This window comes from Enterobacter genomosp. O (assembly GCF_001022965.1).
In the GTDB taxonomy this organism is placed as follows: Bacteria; Pseudomonadota; Gammaproteobacteria; order Enterobacterales; family Enterobacteriaceae; genus Enterobacter; species Enterobacter cloacae_L.
The window spans coordinates 183,998-199,309 of sequence record NZ_LECZ01000024.1 but is presented as its reverse complement, the minus strand read 5'-3'; the positions used below and the strand labels follow the sequence as shown (position 1 = coordinate 199,309).

The 15,312-nt window shown below is 56.2% G+C and carries 13 protein-coding genes; 4 read left to right on the top strand and 9 right to left on the bottom strand.

Going from position 1 to position 15,312, the window contains the following annotated elements; translation table 11 throughout:
• Nucleotides 1-42 precede the first annotated feature (42 nt).
• Together yejM and ABR39_RS08500 are read right to left on the bottom strand one after the other, a co-directional pair.
• Nucleotides 43-1,803, bottom strand: a complete 1,761-nt coding sequence (yejM, locus tag ABR39_RS08505; protein WP_047346587.1) for an LPS biosynthesis-modulating metalloenzyme YejM — start codon at nt 1,801-1,803, stop codon at nt 43-45.
• Nucleotides 1,804-1,822: 19 nt separating this feature from the next.
• Nucleotides 1,823-2,050 carry a YejL family protein gene (locus ABR39_RS08500; protein ID WP_014884596.1) on the bottom strand — a complete coding sequence of 76 codons (228 nt, stop codon included), beginning with the start codon at nt 2,048-2,050 and terminating at the stop codon, nt 1,823-1,825.
• Nucleotides 2,051-2,184: 134 nt separating this feature from the next.
• On the opposite strand from ABR39_RS08500, the gene yejK reads away from it, so the two are divergent.
• Nucleotides 2,185-3,192 (top strand): nucleoid-associated protein YejK, encoded by a 1,008-nt coding sequence (yejK, locus tag ABR39_RS08495; protein ID WP_047346586.1) that lies wholly within the window; start codon nt 2,185-2,187, stop codon nt 3,190-3,192.
• Nucleotides 3,193-3,243: 51 nt separating this feature from the next.
• On the opposite strand, the gene rplY is transcribed toward yejK, so the two are convergent.
• Nucleotides 3,244-3,528 carry a 50S ribosomal protein L25 gene (gene rplY / locus ABR39_RS08490; protein WP_029740955.1) on the bottom strand — a complete coding sequence of 95 codons (285 nt, stop codon included), beginning with the start codon at nt 3,526-3,528 and terminating at the stop codon, nt 3,244-3,246.
• Between the two features lie 125 nt (nt 3,529-3,653).
• Complete coding sequence (locus tag ABR39_RS08485) at nt 3,654-5,414, bottom strand: DEAD/DEAH box helicase (RefSeq protein ID WP_047346585.1); 1,761 nt, start codon at nt 5,412-5,414, stop codon at nt 3,654-3,656.
• Between the two features lie 152 nt (nt 5,415-5,566).
• On the opposite strand from ABR39_RS08485, the gene rsuA reads away from it, so the two are divergent.
• The 3 genes from rsuA to ABR39_RS08470 all read left to right on the top strand — a co-directional run bounded on the left by rsuA (nt 5,567) and on the right by ABR39_RS08470 (nt 8,108).
• Nucleotides 5,567-6,274 (top strand): 16S rRNA pseudouridine(516) synthase RsuA, encoded by a 708-nt coding sequence (gene rsuA, locus ABR39_RS08480; RefSeq protein ID WP_013097990.1) that lies wholly within the window; start codon nt 5,567-5,569, stop codon nt 6,272-6,274.
• Nucleotides 6,275-6,289: 15 nt separating this feature from the next.
• Nucleotides 6,290-7,486, top strand: a complete 1,197-nt coding sequence (locus ABR39_RS08475; RefSeq protein ID WP_047346584.1) for a Bcr/CflA family multidrug efflux MFS transporter — start codon at nt 6,290-6,292, stop codon at nt 7,484-7,486.
• Nucleotides 7,487-7,763: 277 nt separating this feature from the next.
• On the top strand, nt 7,764-8,108 hold the full coding sequence (locus ABR39_RS08470; protein ID WP_008500952.1) for a YejG family protein: 345 nt from the start codon (nt 7,764-7,766) through the stop codon (nt 8,106-8,108).
• Nucleotides 8,109-8,111: 3 nt separating this feature from the next.
• Here ABR39_RS08470 and yejF read toward each other — a convergent pair whose 3' ends face one another.
• From yejF to ABR39_RS08445, 5 genes are all read right to left on the bottom strand, one after another.
• Complete coding sequence (yejF, locus tag ABR39_RS08465; RefSeq protein ID WP_047346583.1) at nt 8,112-9,701, bottom strand: microcin C ABC transporter ATP-binding protein YejF; 1,590 nt, start codon at nt 9,699-9,701, stop codon at nt 8,112-8,114.
• A 1-nt stretch (nt 9,702) separates the two neighbouring features.
• Nucleotides 9,703-10,728, bottom strand: coding sequence for an ABC transporter permease (locus tag ABR39_RS08460; protein WP_047346582.1), 1,026 nt, complete (start codon nt 10,726-10,728; stop codon nt 9,703-9,705).
• Complete coding sequence (locus ABR39_RS08455) at nt 10,728-11,822, bottom strand: microcin C ABC transporter permease YejB (RefSeq protein ID WP_047346581.1); 1,095 nt, start codon at nt 11,820-11,822, stop codon at nt 10,728-10,730. Before ABR39_RS08455 ends, ABR39_RS08460 begins: the two co-directional genes overlap by 1 nt.
• A 9-nt stretch (nt 11,823-11,831) precedes the next feature.
• On the bottom strand, nt 11,832-13,637 hold the full coding sequence (locus tag ABR39_RS08450) for an extracellular solute-binding protein (RefSeq protein ID WP_047346580.1): 1,806 nt from the start codon (nt 13,635-13,637) through the stop codon (nt 11,832-11,834).
• Nucleotides 13,638-13,711: 74 nt separating this feature from the next.
• Nucleotides 13,712-15,268: a cyclic di-GMP phosphodiesterase gene (locus ABR39_RS08445; protein ID WP_047346579.1), complete on the bottom strand. Its 1,557-nt coding sequence runs from the start codon at nt 15,266-15,268 to the stop codon at nt 13,712-13,714.
• Nucleotides 15,269-15,312: the final 44 nt, after the last annotated feature.

Genomic DNA, 15,312 nt, shown 5'->3' with positions numbered 1-15,312 from the left:
TTTGAATGCAAGGGAATCTGTCGCTAACTGGTTTATAATTAATCAGTTAGCGATAAAGCGCTTCTCATCCGTCAGGACCTGCAGCAGCAGGCTCAGCTGCGGTTTCTGGTCTTTCAACCGTTCACCCTGCAGATTATACGTCTGGTAATTTCCGTTGCTGTTCAGCACCAGCGTCAGCTTCGGCGTGGTCACCACCAGAGAGTTACTCCCGGCAGCGGTAACCCAGTTATGGCGGCGCGCGGCGCTGAAGAGATCCTGCCCCTGCGAATACTCGTTTGCTGGCGTGCTGACGTGCAGCAGGCGTTGCATCAGGGTGGTCATGACATCTTTATGCTCGGTAAGCATATTGATGCGCTGAGCCGGGGTGCCAGGCCAGTGGATCACCAGCGGAACATGCAGGTTCGGGCGTGACCAGCTCATACTCTTCGTCTCGTTGCCCAACGGGACGCCGTGGCCTGCGGTGACGATCACCACGGTGTTGTCCAGCTTGCCTGACTCGCGTAGTGCGCCAAGCACGCGGCCTATCTGCGCATCGACATCGCCAGCCGCACGGCCGTAGCGTCGCGCAAAGTCATTCTTATTACTGTCGGCAAGGGTTGTACCGTTAAAGGCAACCCATGAGAACCAGCGGTTATCTTCCTGCGCGTAGCGCTGCAGCCAGTTGATCCATTGGCTGGCGGTCTGCGCGTCGGACTGATCTTGCGCCGGCGGCAGTGAGAAATCTGACAGCAGCGCCTGACGGTAGAGCGGGCTGTTAAAGCCATCTGATGAGAACAGCCCTAACTGGTAACCTTGCTGATTCAGCCCGGTGATCAGCGCCGCAGGTGTGCGGGTAGAGAGTACGCCGTCCATGTAGCCGGCTGAAATACCGTAGAAGAGGCCAAAGATGCCCGCATCGGTTGAGTTACCGGAGCTCATATGCTGAGTAAACGAGACGTTTTGACTCGCGAACTCGGCCAGGGCAGGCATCTGCTTCTCGTAACGGGAATAGTTCAGGCCGTCGACGGTGATCAGCAGGACGTTTTGCCCGCGGCCCATGTCGCGATAGCGCAGGTCGCTCAGCGGATACTGAACGCTGACCGCTTCCGGGTTACCCTGTTCGACCAGGCGGCGCTGGTACTCCTGCGCATCAAGTAGGCCGTGTTTTTCAAGGAAGCGACGGGCCGTCATTGGATACGAGAGCGGCAGGTTAGCGCGCTGCATGGTAATAGGGCGATAGAAGTTCGCATCCGCCCAGATATACATGATGTGCGAACTGATAAAAGAGACGAAAAAGAGCGTGGCGACGGGCTTCGCATAATGGCGTCGCCGGGTCAGACTGCGAAGTTTTTGCCAGCTCCAGGTGGCAAACAGCATCTCAATCAACAGGATCACCGGGACGCTGATAAACATCAGCTGCCAGTCACGGGCCGTTTCATTCTGGTCGGGGTTAATCACCAGTTCCCAGACGATGGGGTTGAGATGCAGGTGGAAGCGGGTGAACACTTCGCTGTCGATAAGCAGCAGCGTCATTCCCACCGTCGCAAGGATGGCGGACAAGAACCGCATCAGACGCTGCGACATGACGATAAACGTCAGGGGGAACAGGATCAGCAGATAGGTGGCGAAAACCAAAAAGCTAAAATGACCCACAACGCTCATCCAGGAGTAGATCCGCCCGGTTAGCGTTGTTGGCCAGTCTGCGACAAAAAGATAACGACAGCCAATGACCGTCGCCAACAGAATGTTGAACAGGGCAAACCAGTGCCCCCAGCTGACCATCTGGGAGACTTTTTCACGGTAGCGCTGACGATTCGTCACCATAAACTGTTGTTCGTATCCCTTAATGGGCCTGGTCGTTGCTGACGGATGACTGTAAAGCCTGGGCGAAAGATTTTGCGATCGCCTGACGCTGAGCCGGAGCAACGCTGGTGTTAATAAGGTTGGTGACCATATTTCCCAAAACCATCAGGGAGAGATCGGTCGGCGTTTTATGTTTTTCCAGTACGTTGACCAGCTCACTGAGCAGTTGTTCAACGTGTTCATCACTGTAGCGGGAATGTTGTGGCATAAATCAAAATCAGTTTGTTGATGAAAGGGCAACATATTACCGTAGCAACAGCTTTTTTTCCCCTTTTTTATCTGTTGTTGCACACATGCCCTGGTGGTGGTTGAATACCGCCCGGTCTAAAAGGAGAGTTTATCATGAGTCTGGAAATCAACCAGATTGCCTTGCACCAGCTTATCAAGCGCGATGAGCAAACCCTTGAAGTGGTGCTGCGCGATTCGTTACTGGAACCCACGGCGACCGTTGTGGAGATGATGGCAGAGCTGCATCGCGTCTATAGCGCCAAAAATAAAGCCTATGGTCTGTTCAGCGAAGAGAGTGAACTGGCAGATAGCCTGCGCCTTCAGCGTCAGGGTGAAGAGGATTTCCTGGCGTTTAGCCGTGCCGCAACCGGGCGTCTGCGCGACGAGCTGGCGAAATATCCCTTCGCCGACGGCGGGATCGTGCTGTTTTGCCACTATCGCTATCTGGCCGTAGAGTATCTGCTGGTTACCGTGCTGAATAACTTAAGCAGCATGCGCGTGAACGAGCAGCTGGATATCAGCTCAACGCATTATCTGGATATCAACCATGCGGATATCGTGGCGCGTATCGATTTGACCGAGTGGGAAACGAACCCGGAGTCGACCCGCTACCTGACTTTCCTGAAGGGGCGCGTGGGCCGAAAAGTGGCTGATTTCTTCATGGACTTCCTCGGTGCCAGCGAAGGTCTTAACGCCAAAGCGCAGAACAAAGGTCTGCTCCAGGCGGTTGATGACTTCACGGCTGAAGCACAGCTTGATAAATCTGAGCGTCAGAACGTACGCCAGCAGGTTTACAGCTACTGCAACGAACAGCTGCAGGCAGGGGAAGAGATTGAGCTGGAGTCGCTGTCAAAAGAGCTGGCGGGCGTGAGCGAAGTCAGCTTCCAGGAATTCACCGCGGATAAAGGTTATGAGCTCGAAGAGAGCTTCCCGGCGGATCGCAGCACGCTGCGTCAGTTAACCAAGTTTGCCGGCAGCGGCGGCGGGTTAACCATTAATTTTGACGCGATGCTGCTGGGTGAACGTATTTTCTGGGATCCGGCCACCGATACGCTGACCATCAAAGGTACGCCGCCGAACCTGCGCGATCAGCTTCAGCGCCGCACCTCGGGCGGGAAATAACAGCCATAAAAAAACCCCGCAGAAGCGGGGTTTTTTTCGACGAGTTTGCGATTACGCGCGAACGAAGTCGATGTGAGACAGTTTTGGCTTGAACGGGTGACGCTGAACAGCCTGAACTTTCACTTTTTCTTCTTTACCGCCAACAACGATGGTCAGAACTTCGCTGTAGAATTCAGCTTTGGTCTGCAGGTTCCACAGTTTGTCGTGATCCAGTTCGATTGCAACTGGAGCAGCTTCGCCACCGTAAACGATAGCCGGGAACTTGTTAGCGTTACGCAGGCGGCGGCTCGCACCCTTACCCTGCACGTTACGTACTTCTGCTTCGATAGTGAACATTGATTTCTCTCTGTATTTAAAACCCTGCTACAGGCGACCCAGCAGCAGGTGAGTGTTCTGCCTCACGGATGTGAAGCGGGCGGCATTTTATACTCAAATGCCCCTCACATCAATGAAAAGTCCCGCTAACCGCGTAATTCGTTGGCGCGACGAAAGCGACCTTCGTAGTCAAAGATTTTCTCACGCACCTGCCAGAACTGGCCTTTCTTACGGGCGACGACAAAATCCGGATGGCGCAACAGCACCTGCTGACGCACGATATCGGCCACGGTTATCCAGCGCAGGGGCACGCCCGGCGTGCGGGTATGCGGGCGGATAAACAGCTGTTCGAAAGCCGTTCGCTGGGCGGGCGTCTGAACCCGGAAGCGTTCGCTGACGTCCGCCCCGTCCTCATCGTAATAGGTGATTTTTAACCATTCACCTTTTTCATCGGCACCGGGCTGCAGTGCCATGCCGGAACAGCGCAGCACCAGCGCATCTTTTAACTTCAGCGCCGCTTTCAGCATGTCGTCCGGGTCGACCAGCACCGTGTCGCACTCCCGGCATCGGCGGGCGGCAATGTCGTTTTCCGCATTACACTGCAGGCAGTTTTTAAAGCGAAAACGGAAATCGCACTGCTCGCGATGCCCCTCGTCATCTTCAAACCAGCCCTGACAGCGGCGGCCAAAGTGTTCGATCAGCGTGCCGTCGGCGGTGGTTTTTCCCCAGAAGGTGTTGGCAAAGCCGCAGGCAGGGCAAAAGACCTGGACGGGCACGTTGTCGCTTTTCCCTTTTGGCGCGCCGACTTCGGGCGTGTAGAGATCGTGCGGGTTGCCGGCATAATCCAGAATCAGGCAGTCGGTTTTCCCGGGAGCCAGGCGCAGGCCGCGGCCAACAATTTGCTGATACAGGCTGACCGATTCGGTCGGGCGTAAAATGGCGATCAGGTCGACGTGCGGCGCGTCAAAGCCGGTGGTCAATACCGACACGTTAACCAGATAGCGGAACCGCTGGGCTTTAAAGGCGTCAATCAGGCCGTCGCGCTCCGGGCCGGGCGTCTCGCCGGTGATTAACGCCGCGTCGCCAGAGGGCAGTAACCCGGTGATCTCGCGCGCGTGCTCAACGGTGGCGGCAAAGATCATCACCCCTTTGCGCGTCGCGGCAAACTCCTCAATCTGGCTGATGATGTGCGGCGTAATGCGCTTTTGCTTTTTCAGCTCCTGGTTAAGATCCGCTTCGCTGAACAAACCGTTGCTCTGCGCCTGCAGACGGCTGAAATCATACTGCACCACCGGCATATCCAGCCGTTCTGGCGGCGTCAGGTAGCCATGTTTAATCATGTAACGCAGCGGAAGTTCGTAAATGCAGTCGCTAAACAGGGCCTTGTCATCGCCGCGCACCATGCCGTGATAATGGTAGCGATAGATCCAGCCTTTACCCAGGCGAAACGGGGTCGCCGTCAGGCCCAGCAGGCGTAAGTGAGGGTTCACCTCTTTCAGGTGCGCCAGGATTAGCTGATACTGGCTGTCGTCGTCATCGCTGATGCGGTGACATTCGTCGACAATCAGCAGCGAAAATTCGCTGCGAAACAGGTCCAGATTACGGGCCACCGACTGCACGCTGCCAAATACCACTTTGCCGTGGCTCTCTTTACGCTTTAGCCCGGCGGCGAAAATGTCGGCCTCCAGCCCAAGCGCACAATACTTGGCGTGGTTTTGCGCGACGAGCTCTTTGACGTGGGCCAGCACCAGCACGCGGCCGCGCGCCAGGCGGGCAAGTTCGGCGATCACCAGGCTTTTGCCTGCGCCAGTCGGGAGCACAATAGCCGCGGGCTCACGGTGTTTGCGAAACCAGGCCAGGGTGGCGTCAACGGCTTCCTGCTGATAGGGACGAAGTGTAAAAGTCATGACATCTCTGTTCTGTTAACTCGCATATAGTATGCCACGAAACTTTTTCCCTTGAGTGGCGCAACCAGACCATTATACTGAACCGTTCCAGACTGCTTCTTTTTTCGGACCTCTAGTCCGACTTCCAGCACCATTAAGGCTAAAAAGATTTCATGCGACTTGATAAGTTTATCGCTCAGCAACTCGGCGTAAGCCGCGCTATTGCCGGGCGCGAAATTCGCGCCAGCCGCGTTACCGTGGATGGCGACATTGTGAGAGACAGCGCGTTCAAACTCCAGCCTGACCACCAGGTGGAATATGACGGCAATCCGCTGACCCAGCAGCACGGTCCGCGCTACTTTATGCTCAATAAGCCGGAAGGCTATGTCTGCTCAACGGACGATCCGGATCACCCGACGGTACTCTATTTTCTCGACGAACCGGTTGCACACAAGCTGCATGCCGCAGGCCGCCTCGATATCGACACCACCGGTCTGGTGCTGATGACCGACGACGGGCAGTGGTCGCACCGCATCACCTCGCCGCGCCATCACTGCGAGAAAACCTATCTCGTGACGCTGGAATCTCCGGTTGCGGATGACACGGCAGAGCAATTCGCTAAAGGCGTTCAGCTGCATAATGAAAAAGACCTCACCAAACCGGCGGTACTGGAAGTCATTACCCCAACGGAAGTCCGTCTGACCATCAGTGAAGGGCGCTACCATCAGGTGAAACGTATGTTTGCCGCGGTGGGGAACCACGTTGTGGGCCTGCACCGCGAGCGGATTGGTGCGATTGAACTCGATCCTGACCTGGCGCCAGGCGAATACCGCCCGTTAACGGAAGAAGAGATTGCCAGCGTCGGTCTGCCTTCGCACTAATTTCAGGAGAACTCTGTGACCACCAGGCCACGCTCGTCGTTCAAAATCGTCTTTATTCTTGGCCTGCTGGCCATGCTGATGCCGCTGTCTATTGATATGTATCTGCCCGCGCTGCCGGTCATTTCCGCGCAGTTTGGCGTTCCGGCGGGCAGCGCGCAGATGACGCTCAGCACCTATATTCTCGGCTTTGCCCTCGGCCAGCTGTTTTATGGCCCGATGGCGGACAGCCTTGGACGCAAGCCTGTCATTCTGGGCGGGACGCTGGTCTTCGCGGCGGCTGCGGTTGCCTGCGCGCTGTCGCAGACCATCGATCATCTGATTATCATGCGCTTCCTCCACGGTCTGGCGGCGGCAGCGGCAAGCGTGGTGATTAACGCCCTGATGCGCGATATCTACCCGAAAGAAGAGTTCTCCCGCATGATGTCGTTTGTGATGCTGGTGACGACGATTGCGCCGCTGGTGGCTCCGATGGCTGGTGGTGCGGTGCTGGTGTGGTTTAGCTGGCACGTGATTTTCTGGATCCTGGCACTGGCCGCGCTGCTGGCCTCGGCGATGATTTTCTTCTTTATTGATGAAACGCTTCCCGCCGAGCGACGCCAGAAGTTCCACATCCGAACCACAATCGGCAACTTTGCCTCGCTGTTTCGCCACAAGCGCGTGCTGAGCTATATGCTGGCGAGCGGGTTCAGCTTCGCCGGGATGTTCTCCTTCCTGAGCGCCGGGCCGTTTGTCTACATCGAGCTGAACCACGTTTCACCGCAGCATTTCGGCTATTACTTTGCGCTCAACATCGTCTTCCTGTTTATCATGACCATCATCAACAGCCGATTTGTCCGGCGGGTGGGGGCGCTGAACATGTTCCGCGCCGGGCTGTGGATCCAGTTTGTGATGGCTATCTGGCTGGTGGTGAGCGCGTTTCTGGGCGTGGGCTTCTGGGCGCTGGTCGTCGGTGTGGCGGCCTTTGTTGGCTGCGTGTCGATGGTGTCGTCCAACGGGATGGCGGTTATCCTGGATGAGTTTCCGCATATGGCGGGTACCGCATCGTCGCTGGCGGGGACGTTCCGTTTCGGTATAGGCGCTATCGTTGGAGCGCTGCTGTCTATGGCCACCTTTACGACGGCGTGGCCAATGCTGTGGGCGATGGCTTTTTGCGCAACCAGCTCCATACTCTTCTATCTTTACGCCAGTCGACCGCGAAAAGCGGCTCACTAAAACGCAAAAAAGGCCCGGCAGGGCCTTTTTTGTTGATACATATCAACCAAACCTACGTTCGTTTATGCCGTGTTTGTTTATTTTATGTAAAATCTATTTATGTAAAAAGTCACATCATTGTATTCAAAAAGGTTGAGTTAGATCGCAGAAACGGGTACATATAGCGCCGAAGCGAGCCTGGATACGAATAAAAAGCGCTGAATAGTGCAGGCTGGCGCTGATGTGTTACTATAAATGTAAATAAATTGTGAAGTAAATTTGCTTCCGGGGAACGAACGTGAATACATTACAACTCTCCATTGTCCATCGCTTGCCACAGAGCTATCGCTGGTCAGCGGGTTTTGCAGGTTCGAAAGTTGAACCGATTCCGCAAAACGTCGCGGGCTGCGAGAATTGCCTGGTGGCACTCAAACTGCTGAGCCCGAGCGACGAAAATGCATGGCGGGTGATGGAACGTCTTAGCCAGGCCCTGACGGATATTGAAGTGGACAGCTCCGTGCTGGAGTGCGAAGGCGAGCCGTGCCTGTTTGTGAAAAGCCAGGACGAATTTGCCGCCACCTGCCGCCTGAAAAATTTTGGCGTTGCGATTGCTGAGCCTTTCTCTGGCCAGTACCCGTTCTGAGCGCTAGTCTGCCGACAACAGCTGGCGCGTGTAGCGCTGCGTTGGTGCGCTAAATACGCGCTGGCACTCACCCTGCTCGACCACTTCTCCCTGCCGCAACACAATCACCTGATGGCATAGCGCCCGCACCACCTGTAGATCGTGGCTGATAAAGATATAGGCCAGCCGGTGTTTTTCCTGTAATCCTTTGAGCAGCGTCAGGATCTGCGCCTGAACGGTCCTGTCCAGAGACGACGTTGGTTCATCGAGAATAATCAGCTCCGGTTTCAGGATCAGCGCGCGGGCAATCGCGATACGCTGGCGCTGCCCGCCGGAGAATTCAGCCGGATAGCGGTGACGCGTCTCGGGATCTAAACCCACTTCAACCATTACCCGCATGACCTCCTGCTCGCGCTGCTGAGCGCTCAGAGCGGGCTGATGCACCCGCAGACCCTCTTCGACAATCTGCAACACGCTGAGCCGCGGGTTAAGCGAGGAGTTGGGATCCTGAAAGACCACCTGCATGCGGGGACGTACGGGCAGCATCTGGCGCCGGTTCCAGCGGTGCAGCGGCATGCCGTCAAAGAGGATCTCGCCCTGCGAGGCAATTAAGCGCAGCAGCGCCAGACCGGTGGTGCTTTTCCCCGAACCGGATTCGCCCACCAGCCCCAGAGACTCGCCAGGGCGCAGCGAGAAGCGGAGGTTTTTCAGCACCGGGTTCCGATCGACAATGCGCCGCAAAATACCTTTGCGGATTGGGAACGAAACGGACAGATCCTCAACGCGCAGCAGCGGCGCGCTGTCCGCATCGAGAGGAACCGGATCGCCGGAGGGTTCGCTGTCGAGCAGGCGCTGCGTATACGGATGTTGCGGTGCGTGCAGCAGCGTGGACGCGATATTCTGTTCAACACACCGCCCGTTTTGCATCACCGCAACGCTGTCGGCCAGCTTTCTCACAATGCTCAGGTTGTGCGTAATAAACAGCAGGCTCATATTGAGCTCGTCACGCAGCTCCCGCAGCAGCGTTAATATTTGCGCCTGTACCGTCACGTCCAGCGCCGTTGTAGGCTCGTCGGCAATCAGCAGTTCCGGGCGCGTAAGCAGGGCCATGGCAATCATCACGCGCTGGCGTTCACCGCCGGAGAGCTGGTGCGGAAAATCATTTAGCCGTTTGGCCGCATTGCGTATGCCTGTCCGTTCAAGACAGTCCAGAATTTCTCCGCGCGCGGCCTCTTTGCGCATTCCCCTGTGCAGGGAGAGCACTTCATAGAGCTGTTTTTCAAGGCTATGCAGAGGGTTAAGCGAAACCATCGGCTCCTGGAAGATCATCGCAATTTTGTTGCCGCGGATGCCGCGCAGGGTATGTTCGTCAGCATGCAGCAGTGAACTGCCGTGAAACAGAATATCTCCCTGCGGGTAGCTCACCGGCGGTGACGGCAGTAGCCGCAGGATAGAGAGTGCCGAAACGCTCTTGCCTGAACCCGACTCACCCACCAGGGCCAGCGTTTCACCGCGCTGGATCTGCAGCGACAGATCGGTGACCACGGTGCGCGTCTCGCCCTGATTTGAAAAAGCAATCGACAGGTTATCAATGCTGAGAAGGGGCTGGGTCATCTTATACCGCCTTGTTAGGATCGAAGGCGTCGCGCACGGCTTCACCAATAAAAATCAGCAGCGAAAGCAGCACGGCCACGGAGAGGAAGGCGGCGATGCCTAACCACGGCGCCTGCAGGTTGTTCTTGCCCTGCAGCAGCAGTTCGCCGAGCGACGGGGAACCCAGCGGCAGCCCAAAGCCAAGAAAATCCAGAGAGGTGAGGGTGGTGATGGAGCTGCACAGAATAAACGGCAGGAAGGTGAGCGTTGCCACCACGGCGTTTGGCAGCATATGGCGGAAGATGATCCCCCGGTCGCTTACGCCAAGCGCCTGCGCGGCGCGAATATAGTCGAAGTTGCGGGTGCGCAGGAACTCCGCTCGCACCACCCCCACCAGCGCCATCCAGCCGAACAGGACGGTGATGCCTAACAGCCACCAGAAGCCCGGCTGCACCACGCTGGAAAGCAGGATAATCAGAAACAGCGTTGGCATGCCGGACCAGACCTCAATAACCCGTTGACCCCACAGGTCGATTTTCCCGCCGTAGTAGCCCTGAACCGCGCCCGCCACGACCCCCATCACGCTGGAGAAGATCGTCAGCATAAGGCCAAAGAGGATAGAAATTCGCGTGCCGTACAGAATGCGCGCCAGCACGTCGCCACCGTTGGCATCCGTCCCCAGCCAGTTTTGCGCAGAGGGCGGGGAAGGGAAGGGGGCCGTGGTGGCGAAGTTAATGCTGTTTGCGCCAAAACGCACCGGTGCCCACAGCGCCCAGCCGTGTTGTTCGATCTGCTGGCGGAGCCACGGATCCTGATACTCTGCCGGCGTTGCAAACGGGCCGCCAAAATCGCTTTCGCTGTAGTTGGCAATAACCGGCACGTACCAGCGGTCGTTAAAATGCACCAGCAACGGCTTGTCGTTGGCGATCAGCTCCGAAAACATGCTTAAGACAAACAGCACGGCAAAAATCCACAGCGACCAGTAGCCGCGGCGGTTGTGGCGGAAACGGACCCAGCGGGACTGGTTGACGGGGCTTAAGCGCGGCATCAGCGGCCCTCAAAATCGATTCGGGGATCGACCAGCGTATAGCTGATATCACTGATGATATTCAGCAGCAGGCCAATCAGGGTGAAAATATAGAGCGTGCCAAACATCACCGGGTAATCACGCGACACGGTGGCCTCATAGCCCAGCAGGCCCAGACCGTTGAGCGAGAACATCACCTCTATCAGCAGCGAGCCGGTAAAAAACATACTGATGAACGTGGCTGGAAATCCGGCAATCACCAGCAGCATGGCGTTGCGAAACACGTGTTTCCACATGATCTGCTTCTCGCTCACGCCCTTGGCGCGGGCAGTGACGACGTACTGTTTACGAATTTCATCGAGAAAGGCGTTTTTGGTCAACATGGTCAGGGCGGCAAACCCGCCAATGACCGTGGCCAGGACCGGCAGGGTAATATGCCAGAGATAGTCGGTAATTTTCTGATACCACGGCAGGGAACTGAAATCGGCGGAGACCAGCCCTCGCAGCGGGAAGAGGTCGAAGTAAGTTCCCCCGGCAAAAAAGACGATCAGCAGGACGGCAAACAGAAACGCCGGGATGGCGTAGCCGATGATGATGAACGTGCTGCTCCAGATATCAAACCGGCTGCCGTTGTAAACCGCTTTGCGGATCCCCAGCGGAATAGAGACCAGATAGATGATCAGCGTCCCCCACAGCCCCAGCGTTATCGAAACCGGCAGGCTTTGTTTGATCAACGTTAATACTGACGCGCTGCGAAACAGGCTATCGCCAAAATCAAAGCGGATGTAATCCCAGAGCATTTTGAAATAGCGCTCGTGAATCGGTTTGTCAAAGCCGTAGCGATGGGTGATCTCGGCGATCACCTCCGGATCCAGGCCGCGTCCGCCGCGATAGTGGCTTTCACTGATATTCCCCACGCCGGTCCGCGCATGGCTCGCGCCCATGCCTTCACCGCCACCGCCGGGCATGCCGCCGCTGTTGCCAAATTCAATGGCGGCAATAGCCTGATCGACCGGCCCGCCAGGGGCGATTTGCACGATAAAAAAGTTAATCGTGATGATGGCCCACAGGGTGGGGATGACCAGCAGAAGACGGCGGATAAGATACGCACCCATGATGATTCCCTATCGCCGCTCAGCGGGAAGTCTGGCGGCTTTATTAACGTCATACCACCATGTATCAAAGCCCAGGGAATAGACCGGGCGCACGGCAGGCACGGAGAACTTGTCCCAGCGCGCAAGGCGATCTTCGCCCATATACCACATCGGCAGCATGTAATAGTTCCAGGTTAACACCCTGTCGAGGGCACGCCCAAGTGGCAGGAGCTTTTCTTTATCCCCCCGCGCCGCCACAATTTTCGCAATCAGCGCGTCAATCGCCGGGCTTTTTACCCCTGGGGCATTGTATGAGGAGTCGATGTAGCTGGAGGCCCAGGATATTTGCAGGTCCGAGCTGGGCCACGGCTGTGCGGGCCACAGGCGCTGCATCATGTCGTAATCACGGCTGCGCATGCGGCTGGTGATCTGCGCGTTATCAACCTGACGAATGTTCATGGTTACGCCCAGCCGCTCAAGGTTGTGCTTAAACGGCAGAACCCACTGATCGTTGCCCCCGGATGAAAGCAGCAGCTCAAAGCTGAGAGGCTTACCCGTTTTGGCATCAACACGCTTTTGATTCTTCAGGGGCCAGCCCGCATCATCCAGCAGCTTGCTGGCTTTCAGCAGGTTGTCGCGATCGTAACCGCCACCGTTCGACGCGGGCGGCTGAAACACGCTGGTGAAAACCTGCGGTGGAACCTCGGCTTTCAGCGGCGCCAGCAGGACCAGTTCGTCGGCTTTCGGGTAATCACGCGCGGCGTACTCGGTATTCTGAAAATAGCTGTTAGCACGGCTGTATGCGCCGTAGAACAGGGCTTTGTTCATCCATTCAAAATCAAAGGCCAGGGTAATAGCTTCCCGCACCCGGCGATCCTTGAATACCGGACGCTGAATATTAAACGCCAGCCAGCGCGTGTCCTGGGCAGATTCATTTTTGTGCTCGTCTTTGACGATATAGCCTTTGGCGAAATTTTTCCCGATATAGCGGGTCGCCCAGTTTTTAGCGCTGCTCTCGACGCGTAAGTCGAAGGCGCCGGCTTTGAAAGCTTCAAACGCCACGTTATCGTCAAGGTAGTAATCATAGCGAAGGGTGTCGAAATTCCAGCGCCCGCGGTTTACCGGAAGGTTGGCTGCCCAGTAGTCTTTGACGCGGGAATAGACCACATACTGCCCCATGCGCCAGTCGGTTATGCGATAGGGGCCGCCAGCCAGCGGTGGCGTTGAGAGCGGGTCGCTTAGCTTATGGTTTTTCCAGAACGATTCCGGCATGACGGGCAGAGAGAACAGGCTGAGCATATTCTCTTTATTCGGTTCGCTCAGCTCGATGCGCACGGTGAGCGGCGCAATGGCTCTGACCGACGCGCCTTTATACACGATGCGGAACTGGGGAACGCCTTCGGTCATGAATTTATGGAAGGTGAACGCAACGTCGCTGGCCTTAACTGGCGTACCGTCATGAAAGCGGGCCCGCGGGTTCAGCGAGATTTCCGCCCAGGCGAAGTTATCGGCATAGCGCACGTTCTCGGCAATCAGCGGATAGTAGCTGCCGGGCTCGTCATCAGACGTGACAAAGAGCGTATCGTAAAGCGATTCCGTTCGCGCCGCCGCCACGCCGCGCAGGGCGAAGCGGTTGAAGTTGTCGAAGGTTCCGTTAGCGGAAAGCGTGACCTTTCCGCCTTTCGGCGCGGCAGGGTTAACGTAATCGAAGTGCGTAAAATTGACCGCGTATTTCGGCTCGCCAATCACCGCGAAGGCGATATTTTCTTTGATGGCCTGCGCCTGGCTGGACAGGCTCGTTAATGCCAACATCAGCAACATGAAGCGCATAAGCATCTCGCGGCAGCTCCCTCTTTTACAGACCGGCTCGGTTAAGCTGAATAATAAGTGACGCCACCGGCAATGTGAAATTATTCACCGTCGAGTGAAACGTCAGGACGCCATTTGCGGAACTGCTCCAGCGGCATCGGACGGCTAATCCAGTACCCCTGAAGGAAGTTAACGCCATGCTCGCGCAGCCAGGCGGCCTGTTCCGGCGTTTCTACGCCTTCGGCAACGGTCAACATACTCAGTCGTCTTGCCAGCGTCAGGACAGCATCCAGCACCGGTGACGTCACGGTCTCGGTACCGATAGCATTAACAAACCCACGGTCAATTTTGAGGTAGTCCATGGTGAAATGCTCAAGATAGATCAGCGCGCTGTGGCCGGTGCCAAAGTCATCAATGGCTATCTCAAAGCCTTCGTTATGCAGCCATTCGAAGAGGCTGTTGGCTTCCCGATGGTTAAGCATGTCCCGCTCGGTGATTTCCAGCACGATCTGGAAGTAATCCGGCGGCAGCAGGGCTTTGAAGGTGCGCATGTCGTCTTTGAAGCTTTCCGCATGCAGATGCCCCGGCGCAATGTTGATGCCCACTTTGGCGCCAGGGGGGAGCAGCGTTTGTAACACGGGGGCATCGCGAATAATAAGATCAAAGAGATGCAGGGTCAGCGGGACAATCAGCTTTTGCGCTTCGGCAAAATTGATAAACGCGTCCGGCGGAATTTCGCCCATGGTCGGGTGTTTCCAGCGCATCAGCACTTCTAGCCCGGTCACCCTGAGCGATGCGGCATCAACGACGGGCTGATAGACCACGTAAAACTGGCCGCGTTTGATGGCGCTTAAAATCTCTTTGCCCGGATTGAGCCGTATGTTGAGGATATAGTAATTGAGCGATCCGGCACAAATTCCGCAGACCAGCCCAAAGAACAGAGCGTAAAGAATTTCATCGCTGGTCCATGCGTCCGCATACAGCTTAATGGTCAGGGGGACTTCTTTCAGCGTCACGGTGCGGGCCGGGATTTCACGTAAGTCGTGCGCCTTCACCAGCGTGCTGGACCGCGTTGACAACGCGTTATCGCCAATGATGATGGCAATGCCCGCGAATTCATCCTGGCGCGCGGTGTAGAGCAGGTAAGGCGTCAGATTAAGATTCACTGAGGTAAACACGCCGCCGTCTTTTACTAACGGGTTACGGTACCAGATGGCAATCGCGGGCTTATTGGGCAACATCGGGGTGCCTGGAAGCAATGCCATATCGATCTGCTTATCAATGTGCAGCTCGGGTATCAGCTCCTCCATCGGAAAATTCATCGGGCCCGTGGCAGAAGAGCAGAACGCCATTTTGTCTCTGACCAGCAGGAATGCGCGAACGTTAATGCTAAAGGCGGCGCGCGAGGTGAGTTCCTGGTTGACGTCATGGCAACTGTTTAGCGTGAGCGGCTGGAGGGTATCGATAGCGTTTTTTAACTCATCGAAATAGCTTTCCATGTAGATGCTGACGTCGTGAATCAGGGTGTCGAATTTGACTTCGCGCTTGTGGTAGCTCCAGAAAAATTGCAACGAACCCAGGAGCAGGGCGGCGATAAGGCCTGTGATAATGCTGAGGATCAGAATCTTGCGATTACTGGAGAAGTAGCGGGTAAACATAGACGTCGTGATTCCTGAAATGCCGCTGGATGTATTCAGTGTAA